Source organism: Leifsonia sp. Ger2509 (genome assembly GCF_055231915.1).
In genome coordinates this window covers 1,490,789-1,507,131 of the sequence record NZ_JBUYVB010000003.1, presented here as the reverse complement: position 1 = coordinate 1,507,131, position 16,343 = coordinate 1,490,789, and the positions used below count along the sequence as shown (strand labels likewise).

Genomic DNA, 16,343 nt, shown 5'->3' with positions numbered 1-16,343 from the left:
GAAGACGTGTGGGCACTGCGCTCAACCCGCGCGGGCTTGGGCCCAGGTCAGGAACGCCTCGGCTGCGTCCGCCGTCACTCGAGATCGAACAGAGGCGAAGAGGTCGAAGCTGTGTTGAGCGTGGGGGAGCTCGATGAAGACGACGGGTTTCTGCGATGTCCGTCTCAGGCATTCGGCCACTGCGCGAACGTCATTGACGGGTATCGCGGTGTCGTTGGCTCCATGAACGATGAGCATCGGTGGCGCGTCGCGTCTCGCGAGCAACGCCGGTGAGCTTGTCGGGTCTGAGTTTCGGGGTCCGAGATAGCCGTACAACGCGATCACGCCTGCGACGCTCGTGTCGGCGGCACCCAAATCTGCCTGCAATTCGGCGAAGTCCGGCGTGAGCGCAGCACTGACCGCCAGGTGAGCGCCTGCGGAGCAGCCGGCCAGGTAGACCGAAGACGGGTCAGCGCCCAACTCCTCGGCGTTTTCCCGGATCCTGGCGATCAGCCTTTTGACGTCGATGAGAGCATTGGGGTGTTGTCCTGGGCTTCTCAGCCGATAGTTTCCGCTCACGCAAAGCCAGCCGTTTGCTGCGAGTTGGTTGATCAGGGTGACACTTTCGCGACTCTTGCTTCCCGAGACGAACCCGCCGCCGTGAAGGTGGATGAGTACGGGTCGAGCGGGGATAGTTCCTGGCCCACGGTAGGTGTCGACCCGGTGTGCCGTGTCCGGGCCGTAGGCCAGGTTCCGGATCCGCACGACGCCCCGAACCCTGCGCTGAAAAGGCGACAGGATTCCCGGCAGCCACGGCGTCGGCGGGAGGTTTCCACGCCCCTTCTGATCATGCAGCGCAGTCCGCCACTGTCCGCCGAGCCCCTGGTCCAAACCGAGTTCAAGCGCGCCACGCACCGTTCGAGCTCTCACATGAAGCCACATCATCCCCGCAACGGTCGCGGCAACCAAGACCCCTCCGACCACCCACTCCTGCACGCTCGCTTGCCGGCCGCCGAGCAGTATCGAAATGATGAAGACCGCAAAAAGCACTGCAGGGATCTCGTTGAAGGACATGGTGGCCACGAAGACCGCGAAACCGAGCGGCCCGCGGCGAAATGGCGGCCGCACGGCGGCGGCGACGAACACCAGCCAGATCGCGGCGTTCACAATCATCGGCCCACGACCCTTCCGGTCAGTCGCGCAACACTTCGTAGTTGACGGAGACCAGGTTGTCGTGGATGACCTTGGCGGTAAGGCAGCGGAGGGATGTCTTGGCCTTGCTCTCGACGAAGAGGCGTCTACCGGCACCGAGCAGAACGGGGAAGATTATCACCCGCAGCTCGTCGACCAGGTTGTTCTCGATAAGAGTGTGTACCAATTGACCGCTTCCGTAGATGATGATGTCGCCGTCGAGAGCCTCCTTCAAGCGTGAGACCTCTTCGATCACGTCACCCTTCAGGAGGGTCGTGTTCATCCACACTGGCTCGGTGAGGGTCGATGACACGACATATTTCGGAAGACCGTTCAAGGTGTCCGCGTACTCACCGGTCCGTGAAGGCCACCGGGTGCCGAAGTAGTCATCGCTTCGCCGCCCCAGCAGAAGGGCTGAGGCGCTGTGGGCCTCTGCCAACAGGATCTTGTTCCATTCCTCGCGGTCCCCTCCCATGTACTGCTGGAACCAGCCGCTGTGCTCGAATCCCTCGTCCTGATTGACGCCGTCGAGCGAGAGGTTCTCACTGACCACAATTCGTGCCATTTTCTTCTCCTTCTTATTGGCGTGTGACTTCGCTGGCCGAATGACTCCCGGTGGATCCCGGAGCGGGTAGCGACAGGGGGAGCCCGAAGCTGGGGAAGATTCCCTTATTGAGGAAGAGCGTGATTCGAGAGATTTGTCCGTCGCTGATCTCCAGCACGTGGATGCCCTGCGCAGACAGCTCGGTGTCCCCAGTCGCGGAATATGAGGCTGCCGCCGCAAACCCGTTTGCGGACGTCGCGAAAATGCGCCTGGGCACATCGAACACTCGCTGGAGGTGAAGATTCAGGACCGCGTCTCGACCACGCAACCACGTCGCGATCGGTGGCATCTCGTATTCGACGTCGGAGCGCAGCAATCTGGCCAGAAGCCCCATATCGCCGCGCTCGAATGCCTCCAAATAGTGTTGGAGTACCACGCTGTCCACACCGGGGGTGGGAACCACGTCCTCCTGAATCGGACGGTCCCGTGCGAGTGTCGAGCGTGCTCGCTGCGCCAGGCTTCGCGAGGCGGTCACCGTGATGTCGAGGAACTCCGCTGTCTCGGCGGGGGTGAACCCGGCGACATCGATAAGGATCAGGACTGCCCGTTGTCGTGGCGGCAGTCTCTGGAACGCCGCGATCAGGGCCAGGCGAGTGCTCTCCCGGACCCCCGCGATCGACGCGGGATCATCGGGCTGCTCAGTGAGTAAAACGGTCGGGGCGGGTTCAAGCCATGGCGTCGAATCCGCCCGCTCGAATGCCAGGGCCTCCGCGGGTGCGTTCGGTGCACCCAGTCCCGATGGCAACTCCCGTCGAGCGCTTTTCGCCAGAACGGTGAGACACGCGTTCGTCGCTATCCGGTAGAGCCACGTGCGAACCGAGGACCGACCATCGAACGTGCCGTAAGCCCGCCAGCCTCGAAGCAGGGTTTCCTGCACCAGGTCTTCGGCGTCATGCAGAGAACCCATCATCCGATAACAGTGGGCGAGCAGCTCTTTGCGGTACGGCTCTGCCGCCTGGGCAAAGCCATCGTTGACAACGTGATCAGTCAACTAACGCCGCCCCCTCAGCGAGAACCCATCCAAGCGACTCGGCTTGTTTCGGTGCTGACATAGTAGTCACTGGTCTGGTCCTTTCGGGGATCGAGTCACCTATACAGACTGGCTCGCGACCGGAAATTCATCGGTCGTCGGCGGATGAGTATTCGCCATGACTGCGCGTCTCGGATCGAATGGCCTCATCCGTCATGATTCGGCCGGAGCGGGCTGACGTCGCGCCCTGGCGCCCGGCGGGCCGTGTAGCGTGTGCCCATGTTCTCGAAGACTTTGGCATCCGGCGGTGAGCTTCGGCCGCTGGAACCGTGGCGGGCGGAGGAGTTCGCGACGCATCTCGACCGGGCGAGGGAGCACATCCGCCCGTGGGTGGGGCCGTCGTTCGTCACCACCGATGTGGCCGGAGCGCGTTCAACGCTCGACCGCTACGCCGAGCGGGCGGCCCGCGACGGCGCAGGCATCTACGGAATCTGGGTCGCAGGCACTCTCGTCGGCGGTGTCATGTTCGTTGAGTTCTCGACGGCGACGGGCGCATTCGAGGTCGGCTGCTGGCTCGAGCCGGACGCCGAGGGGAAGGGTTACATCACCAACGCCGTGCGAGAGCTCCTCGCGTACGCGTTCGATGAGCGGGGGATGCACCGGGCCGAGTGGCGATGCCGCAGCGATAACGACAAGAGCTCCGCGGTGGCACGCCGGCTCCGGATGACCCTCGACGGCGTGCTGCGCGAGGCGTGGCCGGTCGATGGCGTGTTCCACGACAAGCAGGTGTGGTCACTTCTGGCCAGGGAGTGGAAGATCGCTGCCTCCATCTGACGGAGTGCGCCCACCGAAGATTTCGTTCACCTCACGAAGTATCCGTGCGGGATCGACAAGATCCGGTGAGAGAAGCGCCTGCAAGGCGAGGCCGTCCTTGAGGGCGATCAGCATTGTGGCGAACGTCTCGGCCGGCCACTCTGAGGGGAGCGCGCCCTCTGACTGGGCTGCGACGATGGCGTCGGTCATCTGGGCGCGGAGCCGAACGTAGAGCGACTCGAAATACTCGTGGGCGGCGTGATCAGGGTTGGTCGCCTCCGCTGAGAGCAGTGTGTAGAGGCGCATCACCGAAGGCATTCGCGCGTTCTCGGTCATGGTCTCTGCCAAGGCTTCGATCGGTGTCCGGTTGCTCGCGATCGTCGTTGCGAAACTCTGTCCGTCCAACTCGTCGCGCCGCGCCAGGACGGCGGTCAGCAACTCTTCCTTGCTCGAGAAGTGATGGAGAAGACCTTGCCTCGACAATCCGCATGCTGTTGCGATGTCAGTCAGCGTGGCGTTGTCGAACCCCGACGACCCGAATGCCGCGATCGCCTGCTCGAGGATGAGTTCCTTGCGGGCACGACCCGGGGCGTAGCCCCCTTCTCTTCCGCTCACACCCGTAGCTAAGCACGAAAAATCAAAACTTACGAGAGCGTAGGCATTCGTGCTACTGTCCCGACCAAGCGGGCGCACCGAAGCGTCCGTTTGGTCAAGAGAGGCAGCTCGTGGTCACCGAAGACAGAGGCGAACCCGACCGGGACGTCAACACCGCACCACCCAAGTGGAGCTACATGGATCACTGGCGCGCCAACGGCCCTCGGGGTCCGTACGATCAGTGGCATTCACGTCGGACCATGACCCGCTTCCTGCGCCAGGTCGCCGCTGTCGGATTCGACGCGATCGACACCTTCGACTTCCGCTATTGGCAGATCCTCGAACAGTACGGCTCGGTCGCGAGCTACCAGGAGTTCGTCCAGGAGCAGGGACTGGAGCGAATAGTCAACACGTTCCACGGCGTCTACTACGACCCGGACCGGTACGCCCCCGAGGTGCCAGCGACGCATGACACGATCCTCGAGGACTTCAAGGTCACGATGGAACGCTGGTCGGGCATCCAGCTCGACAACATCATCGTGATGCCCGGTTCCCGGTACTTCGATGCGCAGGGGGTCAGCGACGATGGCCTCAAACACGCTGCCGACATCTGGGGAAGGGTCGGCGAGCTCACCCGCGAATACGGCGTCAACCTGACCTGCCACCACGAGTTCTACGGCGGCATCCGCACTCGTGCTCAGATCGACGCCTTCTACGCGTACGCGGACCCGGAGTACGTGAAGTTCTTCGTCGACACCGCCCAGCACTGCATCGCAGACGTCGACCCCGTCGATGTGTACGAGGCGCACCACGAGAGGGTTTCCGGTTTCCACTTCAAGGACACCCGCACCAAGGACGTGAACGAGGACTACCGGCTGTGGCCGGACGCGGAGCTGTCGGCCGTCACCACCGAGAAATGGTTCTACGAGATGGGCACCGCAGAGGGCCTCGTCGACTTCGAGTCCATGATGCGTTCGGTGCGCGACCACGGCTACACCGGGTGGATCAGCGTCGAACACGACAAGGCCGACAAGATCGGCGGCGACTACTCGGAGAGCACGGCCATCGCGCGGTGGTACGCCAAGAACGTCCTCGACGGGATCTATCAGGAGGCGCGGGCATGACCGAGATTCGGTGGGGCTACGCCCTGAACCAGTGGGACACCAACATCGACGCCTTCGTGCGCAAGCGCGACCACGAGCGCGCCTTCAAGACCATCTCGATCAGTGGATTCGCCGCCGTCGAGCTCACGGCCGAGAGCTTCGGCCCGTGGGAGCCGCTGGGTTCTCCCGAACAGATCGCCCATCTGTACGGATCGCTGGACGGATTCCGCGAGGTCCTGGGAGCGTGCGCCCTGGACGGCGTCTCCAGCTACGTCTACGACCCGTTCATCGGATTCGATGTCGAGATGGGGCGTGGCCACGACCCGCTCGATGCCACCGCGATTCCGCGGATCACCGCGACCGCCGTCTGGTTCGCCGAAGCCCTCGCGGCTCTGGGCGGGGACGTGCTCGTCGTGCGTCCGTGCGGATCGGCGTGGCAGACCGGCGCGCTGGACGACCGCCAGATCGCGGCGCTCGCGGATTGCTGGAATCAGGTCGGCTCCGCCGTGGCCAGGGCAGACGTCTCGCTGGCCCTGCATTTCGATTTCCTCTCCGCACTCCGGCTCGACGACGGCCTCGCCAGGCTTTTGGAGGCGACCGATCCGCAGCTGGTCGGGCTCGCCCTCGACACAGCAGAATGCGCTGTCGCCGGATTCGACCCCATCGAGGTCTTCGCCCGCCACGCCGACCGTGTCAGGCACATCCAGCTGAAGAACGCATGTGACATCGTCGACGACGCCGAAGCCCTCACACCGCACGCCGAACAGTTCGTCCGCACGGAGGGCGGACCCCGGGGCATCGACCGGTGGTTCTTCGAACCCACCGACGAGGGCGGTCTCGTCGACTTCCAAGGGTTCGTTCGGGTCGTCGCACAACACGACTACGAAGGATGGATCGTCGTCGAGTCCGACCAGAGCCCCCATCCGGCCGAAAGCGCGATGGTCAGCGGCTGGTACGTCCAGAAAGTCCTCGCCCCCATCCTCGCCTCAACTCCAGTTCTCTCCGACAACGTCGTTCGAAAGGCATGACCATGACACAGCACCGTCCCCGATTGACCCGGATCCTCCCGCTGGCCGCCACGCTCGCCGCAGGGGCGCTCGTCCTCGCAGGCTGCTCCGGCAGCAACTCCGCAGGAGGCGCGGAGCCGCAGACCATCACCTTCGCATTCGGCGCCACGAACGACCAGGACAAAGCAGCGTATTCGGGACTGGCGACGGCGTACGAGAAGGCCCACAAGGGCGTCACCGTCACGCCGCAGAACCTTCCGGCCCAGAGCTATCCCACCGCGATCGGGACCCGCGTCCAGGGTGGCAACGCTCCCGACAGCTTCCAGTCGGAAGGAGGAACGGGACAGTCGTACTCGATCATCCCGTTCGCAAAAGCGGGTCTCCTGCTTCCACTGACCGATCCGGCGATCACGTCCACTCTGCCGTCGTCGCAGAAGGAACTGTGGGTCTACAACGGCAAGGCCTACGGGGTCCCGCTCGGCTCGAACGCGAACGGCGTGATCTACAACGACGAGCTCGCGAAGTCGATCGGCGTGAACATCGATGCCTCGACGAGCCTCGGCGGCATCATCGCGCAGTGTTCGAAGGCCCGGGCTGCGGGCAAGACGATCTATGGTCTGGCCGGATCGGCGATCGCCAACAATGCCTTCCTGGCCCTCGGCCTGGCGACCTCGACCGTCTACGGCCACGACAAGAACTGGAACGAGAAGCGTGCGGCCGGGAAGACCACGTTCGCCGGCACCAAGGGATGGACGACGGCACTGGAGTCCATCAAGAAGATGTACAACGCCGGCTGCTTCCAGGATGGCGCCGCGAGTGCGGGCTTCGACGCGTTGACCAATGGTGCCGCGTCGGGGAAGATCCTCGGATTCTTCGCGCCCAGCAACGCGGCCAAAGAGATCATGGACGCCGCCGGGGGCCACGTGAAGCTGGTCATCCTGCCCATCGCCGCCCCCGACGGCGTCAAGACGTACCTCTCCGTCAGCGCTGACCAGAGCGTGTCCGCCAGCGCCCGGACCAAGAGCCCGAAACTGACCCAGGACTTCCTGAAGTACATCCTTTCGAAGGATGGCCAGGAGGCCTACTCGAAGGCGGTCGGCACCATCCCGGTCACCGCGACGGCGTCCTCGACACTGCTCCCGCAGTTCGCCACCGTGAAGGACCTCATCACCTCCGGCACCGTCCGGGGACTGCCGTCGACGGACTGGACGGCCGTGAAGGTCTACAACGATCTGGGCAACGGCGTCCAGGGCATCCTGACCGGTCAGATGACCGCCAGGCAGGTGCTCCAGCAGATGGACACCGACTGGGGATGATGACCGCCTCGTCCTCCAACTCACGGGAACGGAACCAAACGAGAATGACCGACAACCTCGACGTGCTCATCCTCTCGGGGCACATGACCCGGGAGCACGACAACGAGTTCCGCAGCTTTCGACAGCACAACCAGTGGCTCACCAGCCTTCTCGAAGACACCGGACGGTTTCGCGTCCGTGTCATCGAGGATCCACGCGGTCTCGGAGCGGAGATCATCGACAAGTACGACGTCGTGATCGTCGTCTTCGAAGGTCGCGACGGATACCACGAGAAGGCGACCGGCTTCGGTGCAGAGACCGATGCGACTCTTCTCCGTTTCGTTCACGACGATGGCAAAGGAATCGTCTGGTTCCATGGCTCCGCCGCTCAGGAAGACGACTGGGGGTACCCGGAGGAATACAACGTCATGCGCGGAGCAAAGCTCAGCGTGCCGACCGGCCTGCGACCCCGGCCGTGGGGTGAGGCGAAGCTCAGCACCGTGGAGCCCCGCCACGAGATCACCGAAGGGATCAGTGAGACCTGGACGGTGACGGGGGACGACATCCTCACTGGGGTCCAGCTCTATGAAGGCGCTCAGGTCCTTCTGACGACCTTTGATGATCTCGAGTCCTACGAGAAGGCTCCTGTCTGGCCCATGTCGCACTACCCAGTGGCGATTCCGCCGGAGGGGATCTCCGGCCTGCCCGGTATCAACACTGACCAGCCGATCGCCTGGATCAACCAGTACGGTGAGGGTCGCTCCTTCACCATCACGATCGGGCACGACATCGACACGTTCCGGCGCATCGAGTTCATTCGCATGTTCCCGCGCGGAGTCGAGTGGGCCGCAACAGGCGAGATCAGTCTGAACGGCCCGGACCGCCGCGGCGAACGCCGCTTCCTTCCGTGGCCGTACTACAACCACGAGGGTTGATCCCGCGAGCGCGGCTTGGAGACAGCACCGGTTCCGTCTGAGGAGGGACACGTGCCATGGTGGTCTATGGAGATTCGCGGGGCCCTGTCGAACGAGACCGCAGCGGTTGAGGCCGTGGTTGCGGCCGCCTTCGGGCCGACCGACGGCGAACGCATCGTTCAGATGGTGCGGGCGCTGTACGCGTCTGGTGCGACTCGTCACGGCTTGGTTGCCGTCATGCACGACGTCGTCGTCGGCTATGCGCTGCTCTCCCGTGGCTGGGTGGACGCGCCCGATCGACTGGTCGAGGTGCTCGTGCTCGCCCCGCTTGCAGTAACCCCAGCGCATCAAGGTCGCGGCATCGGCACGGCACTCGTGGCGGCCTCCCGGGCGGTAGCCGATCGTGCTGGCGCCCCCGCTCTGTTCCTTGAGGGGGACCCGAGGTACTACGGGTCGCGCGGTTTCTCAAGCGGATCCGATCACGGCTTCGAGCGCCCCTCCATTCGCATCCCCGAGCCGGGATTCCAGGTCGCTCTGCTATCCGCATACGACGGCACTGTCAGTGGACGGCTCGTCTACCCCGACGCGTTCTGGACAGCCGACAGTGTGGGTATCCGGCCCTCCTCCCGCGGCGCGATCGACCTTCTTTCAGGATCGGCGTTCCCGCGCGAGGAAGGGTAGGCCGAACGACCCCCGGCCGCCGCGGCGGCGTTCAGGCCGATCCTGCTGAGCGCGAACCGTCAGCCTTGCGCGACCGGGTAGATCTCGTCGGCGACGAGCCCATGGGACTCGCGGTGGACCGCCTTCGCGCTCTCTGCGTCCGGTGCCTCGACCAGACAGAAGATCTTGCCTGCCTCGGTGTCGAACCAGTAGTTGAGGTACTTGGCGCTGTACTTGTCCTGAATGTTCAGGTCGGCTTGGTGCGCGCCGGCGAGCATCTCTGCATCGGCGCCTTCAGGGATGCTGTTGTGGATGTCCATGAACAGTGGCATGGTGTCCTCCTCGTTCCGTTGCAAGATGACCATCACCTTGTACTGGAAAGCTACGAGGCGAGCGTTCCCCGGGCGTTACCTGCCGGACGGGGCCTCCTACTCCTGCAGCGCAGCAAGAGCAGCGGCTCGCCTGCATCGCTCGGCATCACCCACGCGGCCGGCAGAGTCGAAGCCTTCCCCGGCCCTGCGATAGAGCGCAGCGATCTCTGATGGATCGGCGCCCTGAGCCGATCGGATGGTCGCTTCGGCTTCATCGATGGCGGCATGCCAGGGACCGCCCGACCACATCTGTGCGACGCGACGAGCCTCTGCGAGGTACTCACTCGCGCGGCCCACGTCACCCGAACGCGCGCACGCGGTCGCAGCGTTCACCCTGAATGACATTGCGCAGCTGTCGCAGACCGCGAGCCCGCGGAAAGCGGCTTCGGCGGCCGCGATCGCATCGAGCCTTCCACCCTCCGGCTCATAGGGCAAAAGGCCCCCGTGGATCAACGGGATGAGGTGGCCGGCGACCGCGGTACCCTGGGCGACCTCAAGCGCCTGCCGATGGCCTTGCCGCGCTCGCTCCAGGTCCCCGCGGCTGCCCTCGAGCTGAGCAAGCCGCGCCATGGACAGCGCCAAGCCGGTGTTCGCCGTGGCTTGCTGATGGAGGCGAACGGCCCTCGTCAGATCGTCGCGGGCATCGGCGATGTTTTGTCCGGACAGCAGACTGGTCTCCCCACGCAACAGCCTTCCCACGGCCTCGGCCTGCACGCTGCCCAGCTCGACGGCCGCCAGGAGCAGGCGGTCCGCCAGGTCGGCTACGTCCGTGAGCCCTGTCTGTTCCCAGAGCGCGAACTCGCTCATGCAGATGTTCGCGTCGAAGACGAATGGCGCGAGGTCGGCGTTCGACTTCAGGCTCTGCACGAAGCCGCGTGCGAAGACGTCGCGCCAGCGGCCCTGTGCGTATGCGATCAGAGAGAGCAGCTCGCTGGCTTCGGCCAGTTCGCGGGGCAGGCCGGCGTCGATGCATAGTGCGCGCGCTTCCTCGGCTGTCCGTTCGGCCTCGCCCAGATCCGAGCGTTGCCAGTGCACGAGTCCCCAAGCGAGCAGCGCCCGTGCACGTTCCGCCGGGGTGGGGGCATCCCGGCCGTCCATGTCGAGGGCCCGGTCGTAGAGGGCGACCGTGTCCGGGCCGGGAGCGATGCCGAGTTCCTCACGGAGCGTGACCCGGAGAAGCTCGAACTGCCGCATCGCGCCGGCGCGATCGCCCCGGTCGAGCTGGGCACGCATGATCTCGCGGTGCGCTCGTTCGTTCGTGGGGTCCTCGTGCACCAGCCGTCCCCACAGCTGCCCGCGTTCCAGCAGGTTGAGGAACAGGCCGCGCAGATATCGCCGGTACTGCTCGCACCACGCTGAATACGGGTCCTCCGGCAGGAGCTCACCGCTATACAGACTCGACGCCGCACGGCACGCCGACGGATCCCCGGAGGCGAGCGCGCTGGAGGCGGCGTCCGCGAATCGGTCCGCGTCGGTGAGAACAACGTGGTCAGGAGCCAACTTGACGAGCCCCTCGTCGAGCACGATGCCGTCGGGCAGGCCGAGAACCTGCCGGGCCTCGAACGCGACCTTCCGCAGATTCGTCGCACCGCGGCCGGGATCACCGCCCGGCCAGAGGGATTCGATGACCTCGTCTTTCGGGAGCCGGCGGCGCGGTGCGAGCGCAAGCATCTTGACCAGGTCGGATGCGCGCTTCAGGCGCCACTCTCCGTCGGGAATGGCACGCTCATCGACGGCGACGGAGAAGCCGCCGAGAAGTGAAATGGCGAGCCGCCCGCCGTCCATCACACCAGAATAATCCCGGCGCTCCCGAGGGGCGCGGGCGTCGCCCGCCTCGTCGTCGACATCGACGCACGAAAGCCTGCGGAATTCCAGACCTGTCCCCGTCGCGAGTGCAGTGGGACGATGCAAATATGGCTTCCGTTGCGCACTATGGACACTGGCACGACACGCGGCTTCGCGTCCTCCTCATGGCGATCGTCGGAGTTGTCGTCGGCGTCGTCGTCAGCATCACCGTCGGACCTCAGTACGGGATCACCTCCGGGTGGGCCGCAGCCTGCGCGCTCTACATCGCGTGGGTATGGATCGTCGTAGGGAGGATGGACGAGCGGCGCACCGAGAGCTACGCGACCCGCGAGGACCCGAACCGTGCGCTCGCGGAGATCCTCCTGCTCATAGCCAGCGTCGGCAGCGTCGTCGCGGTGGTCGTTCTGCTCGGGGGCGCGAAGCATGCGCCGGGCGCAGGAAAAGAGATCATTCCGATCGTCGCGCTGCTCAGCGTCGCCCTCTCGTGGTTCCTCATCCATACGCTTTTCACGCTGCGTTACGGGTCCCTCTATTACACGGGGACGAACGGCGGGATCGACTTCAACGAGGACGAACCGCCGAACTATCTCGACTTCGCCTATGTCGCGTTCACGCTCGGGATGACGTACCAGGTGTCTGACACGGATCTGAAGACGCGGGCCATCCGCGCGACAGCGTTTCGTCAAGGGCTCCTCTCCTATTTCTTCGGCGCAGTGATCCTCGCCTCGGCGGTCAATCTCGTCGCCGGCCTGGCCAATTGAGCGGGGCATGCAGATGAGTGATTCAGAGCACGAGAACATCAAGGACGTCGTAGAGAGCGATGCACCCGGTGAAGTCAAGATCGCCCGGCTCTGGTGGGTCGTCTCGGGCGTCGGGGCACTTCTCCTGGTCGTCCTGCTCGCACTCGTCATCTTCTACCGACAGGCCGACAAGCCATTCGGCTTCGAGGTCGAGTGGATGGGGGAGCTGGTCGAGGCGCGCGCTCCGATCTGGACCATCCCCGCCCTCGTATTCGACTGGATCGGCGGCGGTATCAGTTCGATCGTCATCGTGCCGCTCATCATCATCGGTGGACTGCTGATCTGGCGAAGGCCGTGGGGAGCCCTCTACTACGCGGTCGCGGCCGCAACGAGCGTGACCCTGACAACGATCATCAAGACCCTGGTCGGTCGGCCACGACCGACGGAGATCCTTGTGACGCCCGACTTCGGCTCATTCCCCTCCGGTCACAGCGCGAACGCGGCGCTCATCGCGACGACGCTCGGCATCATCTTCTGGCGCGTCTGGGTCTGGGTGGCAGGGGTCGTCTATACCGTTCTGATGATGCTCAGCCGCACCTACCTCGGCGCCCACTGGATCTCCGACACTGTCGGCGGAATGCTCATCGGGGCCGGCGTCGCGGTCATCATCTGGGCGCCGTTCGCCCTTCGGCTCTACCGGGAGCGACGACTGCCGCACCCGCCGGTCTGGGTGAAACTGGACAGGCACCCGGCCGACCCCGATGCGGCAGGAAACGCGACCGACCAGCACTGAGCCGGCCACACCTGCGGCCCGCCGGGGGACCGATTGACCCGCGAGGCCCGACAATGAACTATGGGTACTCTCCTCTTCGGTGACTCGCAGAAGTTCGAGTTCGACGATCGGCTCCTCGCACACCTGAAACTGGCCATCGTCGCCAAACTCCTGAACCACGAGAGCTTCCTGCTCAACTGGACGGTGCCGCCCGAGGAGGGGTCGGGACGGCTCAGCCTGTGGATCAACCGGGACTCGCATCTCGTCTTCCGTTTCGTCGGAAGCCGCGCTCCTGCGATCAATCCGCGATGGATCGAAGCGCTCCTCGTGAACAGCGCTCGCACGGGAGGGATGCTGATCATGGCCGAGGCCGACGCAGAGCGGACCCTCGGGTCACGCATCGTCACCACACGACCGGAGACCAGCCCGCCTGCCACTCAGCTGATCGCTTCAGGGGCACCAGCCCTAACGGGATGACGAACTCCCGCAGACAAAAGCCCCGTCGAACGGGGCTTCCGCGCTGAGCGCTCCCGTCGTATGGTGATGAACGGACGGGAGGTGGTGCGACGGTGGGCTACCTGGCTTACGACTCGAGCACACGGGTTCACTTCGACGATCGGGTGCTCGCCCACCTCGAGATGGTCATCGTGGCGAAGTTGCGTCGTCGAGAATCGTTCACCGTTTCGTGGCAGGATCCGGTGCCGGACGGCGGCGGCCGGAACACCATCTGGCTGGATGGCTCGCTCCCGCTTCGTTTCCACTACGAGGATGCGACTGCCCAGCCCATCAACCGCCAATGGGTTGAAGCGCTGACCATCGCAGCGACGAATGCCCGTGGGCTGGTCGTCGTCGACGACCACGGAGATCCGGTCACCGCCGTCATCGAAGTGTGACCCCGGGGCGAGCGACTACCCACGATCGTCCTGGTAGTCCTCTTCCCCCTGGTAGTCCTCTTCGAACCGGCTGTCGAAGTCGTCCTCGATCGGCCGCGCGACAGGTGGGTTGCTGAGCACCGCGATTCGCTCGCGCATCCAGTCCACGACGCCGGCGTTATCGGGTTCGGTGAACGTCCCGGTCGCCGTCTCCGCGATCAACGCGATGCCCGGGTCGAGCAGGAGGGTCGCCCGAACCTCGTCGCCGTCCGCGCCGATCGCGTGGAGCTCCACGTTGTCGCCGCTTCCGGCGCGCGTCAGCGCGGCCGCATATGCGAGCAGAGTGTCTGCCGCGTCGTCCCCGACGAGAAGCGACTTGCCGCCGTACAAAATGTGTTTCATCCGTGTTCCTGCACTCTCGATCTGTCCCGCGAAGTTACCCCGATGGGCCCCCGTCTTCTACCCCTTGCCAGGGTGCGGGGACGCGGGTTCGCCAGGCGCCGGGCAGACAGGTCCTTCTCAGTCGAACCGTGCGATCTCGACAGTGAGCTGGTCGGCGATCTCGCGCGCCAGAAAGCCGACCGAGGCGGTGGCTTCGGCGAGCGCGGCACCCGCGCGCGCATGGAGGTACGTGCCCCACAACGCCGCATCGATCCGGTCGCAGCCTCTCGCGGCGAGCCCGGCGATCGCGCCCGCCAGCACGTCGCCGCTGCCGGATGTGCCGAGCCCGGGACCGCCGTCGGCCACGCGGAACTCCTCGCCGCCGGGCGCTGCGATCCGGCCCTGGCAGCTCACCACAGCCGAGAACCGCTGCGCTATCCGGCGGACATCCGTCGACAGCTCGATTGTCGGTCGGCGGAGGAGGAGGGCCCCCTCTGTCGGGTTCGGAGTGAGGACTGCCCGGTGCGGCACGAGGTTCGGTCGGCGGCCGAGCGCACCGAGCGCGAACGCATCGAGGATGATGGGGACGGCGCGAGGGGTCATCCGGCGCATCCGGCGGAGCATCGCGATCGTGGCGCGCACGTCGTCCAGCCCCGGACCGACGAGCACCGCGTCCGCGGTCGAGAGGTCCGAGCGAAGTGCGGTGATTCCCGCCTCGCGGATGCGACCGGATCCGGTTTCGGCCAGGGGGACGACGCCGCACTCGGGTACCGCGACCGCCACGGCGGTGGCCACGCTTTCGGCGACTGCGAGGGTCAACCGACCGGCGCCCACCCGCAGGGCCGCTATCGCCGCGAGCTGGGCGGCACCCGGTGACCGGCGGGAGCCGCCGACGATGACGACCTCGCCACGAGAACGCTTGGAGCCGCCGGCTTCGGGGATCGGGCGAGCCCTGAGCAGTGCGGGATCGACGAGAGTCGGTTCAGAGTGCGTCGTCACGGTTCGTCCCCGGGTGCTCGGTGGCCGGGATTCCCTGGGCCACCAGGTGACGTGCGTCGCCGAAGGTCTCGATCGTCCAGGGTCGGCCTGACCCGCCGGCCAGGGTCGTGACAGTGGCGTTGCCGACGACGCGCGTGCGCAGGAACTCATCGAGCGTGTCCTCGGTGAACCCGAGCAGAACGTAGAGGAACAGGCTGACGACCGCGTCGTGCGCGAAGATCAGGAGGGTGCGGGAGCCGGTCCAGTCGATGTCGCGCACGAAGGAGCGGATCCGAAGGGCGACGTCCGTCCACGCTTCGCCGCCGGCCGGGCGGTAGTAGAACCTGCCCTGCCATCGCCGTCGCTCAGCCTCGCCAGGGAGCCGCACGTCGACGCCGTGTGCGGTGAGTCCATCGATCACTCCGAGTTCCCGGTCGCGAAGACGTTCATCAATGCTCAGCCCGGTGTCCTCGCCGAGCGCGAGAAGGGCCGTCTGGATCGCCCTGCGATACGGCGACGACCAGACGCGCAGTGGCCCTTCGGCCTGTCGAAGAACGGTGCCGAGCGCGAGTGCCTGCCTCTCGCCCAGCTTCGACAGCGGAACGTCGGCGTCCCGGTGACGGAGCGGAATTACCTCGAGGCCCGCTGCCTCGGACGCCGTTGCCGAAACGTTGGCCTCGCTCTCGCCGTGCCTGACGAGCAGCAGCTGTCGTGTCGTCACAGGTTCCGCCTCCGCGATCGATCCAGGCGTGGGCCGGGCGCCCTCACGCACACAACAGGTGAACCCCTTTCCGCAGGGGTTGTCAACTCCCTTGAGCCGAGGCTGGTTCCGCGTATCGTGCGCCGAAACGACTGACCGATCGAAGGGACGTGAGATGCCGACATACACGGCGCACCGCGCACTGGAAGGCGACCCGGAAGCGTATTTCGACTATGTCGCCGACCCGTCGAACCTGCCCGGATACTTTCCGCGCATCACCGATGCGCACGAGTTGCCGGACGGCAAGGTGGAGACCACGGCCGTCGTCGACGCTGATCGCGACGGTGTCGACGAGCCGGTCACGTCGGAAGCGGAATTCGACGTCGACCGGGCCGCCAACGAGATCAGCTGGTCGGCGCCCGGCCCCCATGACTACAACGGATCGCTCCGGCTCACTGAGGACGGCGTCGAACTGACCATCCACACCACGCCGGACTTCGACGGAATGCAGAACGCGCTCGAGGACGCGCTCGACACGATCGCGAGCAATCTGCGTGCCGCGAACGCAGGCGACTGAGGCCGAGGGGCCGGGC

The 16,343-nt window shown here is 65.5% G+C and carries 20 protein-coding genes; 11 read left to right on the top strand and 9 right to left on the bottom strand.

The window, feature by feature from the left end; translation table 11 throughout:
• Window positions 1-21 precede the first annotated feature (21 nt).
• The 3 genes from ACV7NN_RS07400 to ACV7NN_RS07390 are packed head-to-tail and all read right to left on the bottom strand — an operon-like array spanning window position 22 to window position 2,765.
• Window positions 22-1,152 carry an alpha/beta hydrolase gene (locus tag ACV7NN_RS07400; RefSeq protein ID WP_463348928.1) on the bottom strand — a complete coding sequence of 377 codons (1,131 nt, stop codon included), beginning with the start codon at window positions 1,150-1,152 and terminating at the stop codon, window positions 22-24.
• Window positions 1,153-1,171: 19 nt separating this feature from the next.
• Window positions 1,172-1,735, bottom strand: a complete 564-nt coding sequence (locus ACV7NN_RS07395; RefSeq protein WP_463348927.1) for a dihydrofolate reductase family protein — start codon at window positions 1,733-1,735, stop codon at window positions 1,172-1,174.
• Between the two features lie 13 nt (window positions 1,736-1,748).
• Window positions 1,749-2,765 (bottom strand): RNA polymerase subunit sigma-70, encoded by a 1,017-nt coding sequence (locus ACV7NN_RS07390; RefSeq protein ID WP_463348926.1) that lies wholly within the window; start codon window positions 2,763-2,765, stop codon window positions 1,749-1,751.
• A gap of 258 nt (window positions 2,766-3,023) precedes the next feature.
• Between ACV7NN_RS07390 and ACV7NN_RS07385 the strand changes: the two genes are divergently transcribed.
• Window positions 3,024-3,578 (top strand): GNAT family N-acetyltransferase, encoded by a 555-nt coding sequence (locus tag ACV7NN_RS07385; protein ID WP_463348925.1) that lies wholly within the window; start codon window positions 3,024-3,026, stop codon window positions 3,576-3,578.
• Here the strand turns inward: ACV7NN_RS07385 and ACV7NN_RS07380 are convergent.
• The gene (locus ACV7NN_RS07380; RefSeq protein WP_463348924.1) at window positions 3,537-4,172 is read right to left on the bottom strand and encodes a TetR/AcrR family transcriptional regulator; all 636 of its coding nucleotides are present in this window, start codon (window positions 4,170-4,172) and stop codon (window positions 3,537-3,539) included. The genes ACV7NN_RS07385 and ACV7NN_RS07380 overlap by 42 nt on opposite strands.
• Window positions 4,173-4,411: 239 nt before the next feature.
• Between ACV7NN_RS07380 and ACV7NN_RS07375 the strand changes: the two genes are divergently transcribed.
• Genes ACV7NN_RS07375 through ACV7NN_RS07355 form a run of 5 tightly spaced genes read left to right on the top strand, consistent with a single transcriptional unit; the run spans window position 4,412 to window position 9,151 of the window.
• A complete protein-coding gene (locus tag ACV7NN_RS07375; protein ID WP_463348923.1) occupies window positions 4,412-5,275 on the top strand; it encodes a sugar phosphate isomerase/epimerase family protein in 864 nt (287 codons plus the stop codon).
• Window positions 5,272-6,282, top strand: a complete 1,011-nt coding sequence (locus ACV7NN_RS07370) for a sugar phosphate isomerase/epimerase family protein (RefSeq protein WP_463348922.1) — start codon at window positions 5,272-5,274, stop codon at window positions 6,280-6,282. Before ACV7NN_RS07375 ends, ACV7NN_RS07370 begins: the two co-directional genes overlap by 4 nt.
• 2 nt (window positions 6,283-6,284) lie before the next feature.
• The gene (locus ACV7NN_RS07365) at window positions 6,285-7,577 is read left to right on the top strand and encodes an ABC transporter substrate-binding protein (RefSeq protein WP_463348921.1); all 1,293 of its coding nucleotides are present in this window, start codon (window positions 6,285-6,287) and stop codon (window positions 7,575-7,577) included.
• A gap of 44 nt (window positions 7,578-7,621) precedes the next feature.
• Window positions 7,622-8,491, top strand: coding sequence for a ThuA domain-containing protein (locus ACV7NN_RS07360; RefSeq protein ID WP_463348920.1), 870 nt, complete (start codon window positions 7,622-7,624; stop codon window positions 8,489-8,491).
• 51 nt (window positions 8,492-8,542) lie between these two features.
• A complete protein-coding gene (locus ACV7NN_RS07355; RefSeq protein ID WP_463348919.1) occupies window positions 8,543-9,151 on the top strand; it encodes a GNAT family N-acetyltransferase in 609 nt (202 codons plus the stop codon).
• 59 nt (window positions 9,152-9,210) lie between these two features.
• On the opposite strand, the gene ACV7NN_RS07350 is transcribed toward ACV7NN_RS07355, so the two are convergent.
• Window positions 9,211-9,462 (bottom strand): DUF4242 domain-containing protein, encoded by a 252-nt coding sequence (locus ACV7NN_RS07350; protein WP_463348918.1) that lies wholly within the window; start codon window positions 9,460-9,462, stop codon window positions 9,211-9,213.
• A 96-nt stretch (window positions 9,463-9,558) separates the two neighbouring features.
• Window positions 9,559-11,286, bottom strand: coding sequence for a BTAD domain-containing putative transcriptional regulator (locus ACV7NN_RS07345; RefSeq protein ID WP_463348917.1), 1,728 nt, complete (start codon window positions 11,284-11,286; stop codon window positions 9,559-9,561).
• A gap of 128 nt (window positions 11,287-11,414) precedes the next feature.
• On the opposite strand from ACV7NN_RS07345, the gene ACV7NN_RS07340 reads away from it, so the two are divergent.
• The 4 genes from ACV7NN_RS07340 (at window position 11,415) to ACV7NN_RS07325 (ending at window position 13,712) form a co-directional block, all read left to right on the top strand.
• Window positions 11,415-12,068, top strand: coding sequence for a DUF1345 domain-containing protein (locus ACV7NN_RS07340; protein WP_463348916.1), 654 nt, complete (start codon window positions 11,415-11,417; stop codon window positions 12,066-12,068).
• Window positions 12,069-12,081: 13 nt separating this feature from the next.
• On the top strand, window positions 12,082-12,840 hold the full coding sequence (locus tag ACV7NN_RS07335; RefSeq protein ID WP_463348915.1) for a phosphatase PAP2 family protein: 759 nt from the start codon (window positions 12,082-12,084) through the stop codon (window positions 12,838-12,840).
• 60 nt (window positions 12,841-12,900) lie between these two features.
• The gene (locus ACV7NN_RS07330; RefSeq protein WP_463348914.1) at window positions 12,901-13,296 is read left to right on the top strand and encodes a DUF7882 family protein; all 396 of its coding nucleotides are present in this window, start codon (window positions 12,901-12,903) and stop codon (window positions 13,294-13,296) included.
• A 92-nt stretch (window positions 13,297-13,388) separates the two neighbouring features.
• Complete coding sequence (locus tag ACV7NN_RS07325) at window positions 13,389-13,712, top strand: DUF7882 family protein (RefSeq protein WP_463348913.1); 324 nt, start codon at window positions 13,389-13,391, stop codon at window positions 13,710-13,712.
• A 15-nt stretch (window positions 13,713-13,727) separates the two neighbouring features.
• On the opposite strand, the gene ACV7NN_RS07320 is transcribed toward ACV7NN_RS07325, so the two are convergent.
• The 3 genes from ACV7NN_RS07320 to ACV7NN_RS07310 form a co-directional block, all read right to left on the bottom strand.
• A complete protein-coding gene (locus ACV7NN_RS07320; RefSeq protein WP_463348912.1) occupies window positions 13,728-14,093 on the bottom strand; it encodes a hypothetical protein in 366 nt (121 codons plus the stop codon).
• Between the two features lie 117 nt (window positions 14,094-14,210).
• Window positions 14,211-15,071: an NAD(P)H-hydrate dehydratase gene (locus ACV7NN_RS07315; protein WP_463348911.1), complete on the bottom strand. Its 861-nt coding sequence runs from the start codon at window positions 15,069-15,071 to the stop codon at window positions 14,211-14,213.
• The gene (locus ACV7NN_RS07310; RefSeq protein ID WP_463348910.1) at window positions 15,055-15,771 is read right to left on the bottom strand and encodes a histidine phosphatase family protein; all 717 of its coding nucleotides are present in this window, start codon (window positions 15,769-15,771) and stop codon (window positions 15,055-15,057) included. Before ACV7NN_RS07310 ends, ACV7NN_RS07315 begins: the two co-directional genes overlap by 17 nt.
• A gap of 154 nt (window positions 15,772-15,925) precedes the next feature.
• On the opposite strand from ACV7NN_RS07310, the gene ACV7NN_RS07305 reads away from it, so the two are divergent.
• Window positions 15,926-16,327: an SRPBCC family protein gene (locus ACV7NN_RS07305; protein ID WP_463348909.1), complete on the top strand. Its 402-nt coding sequence runs from the start codon at window positions 15,926-15,928 to the stop codon at window positions 16,325-16,327.
• Window positions 16,328-16,343 lie beyond the last annotated feature (16 nt).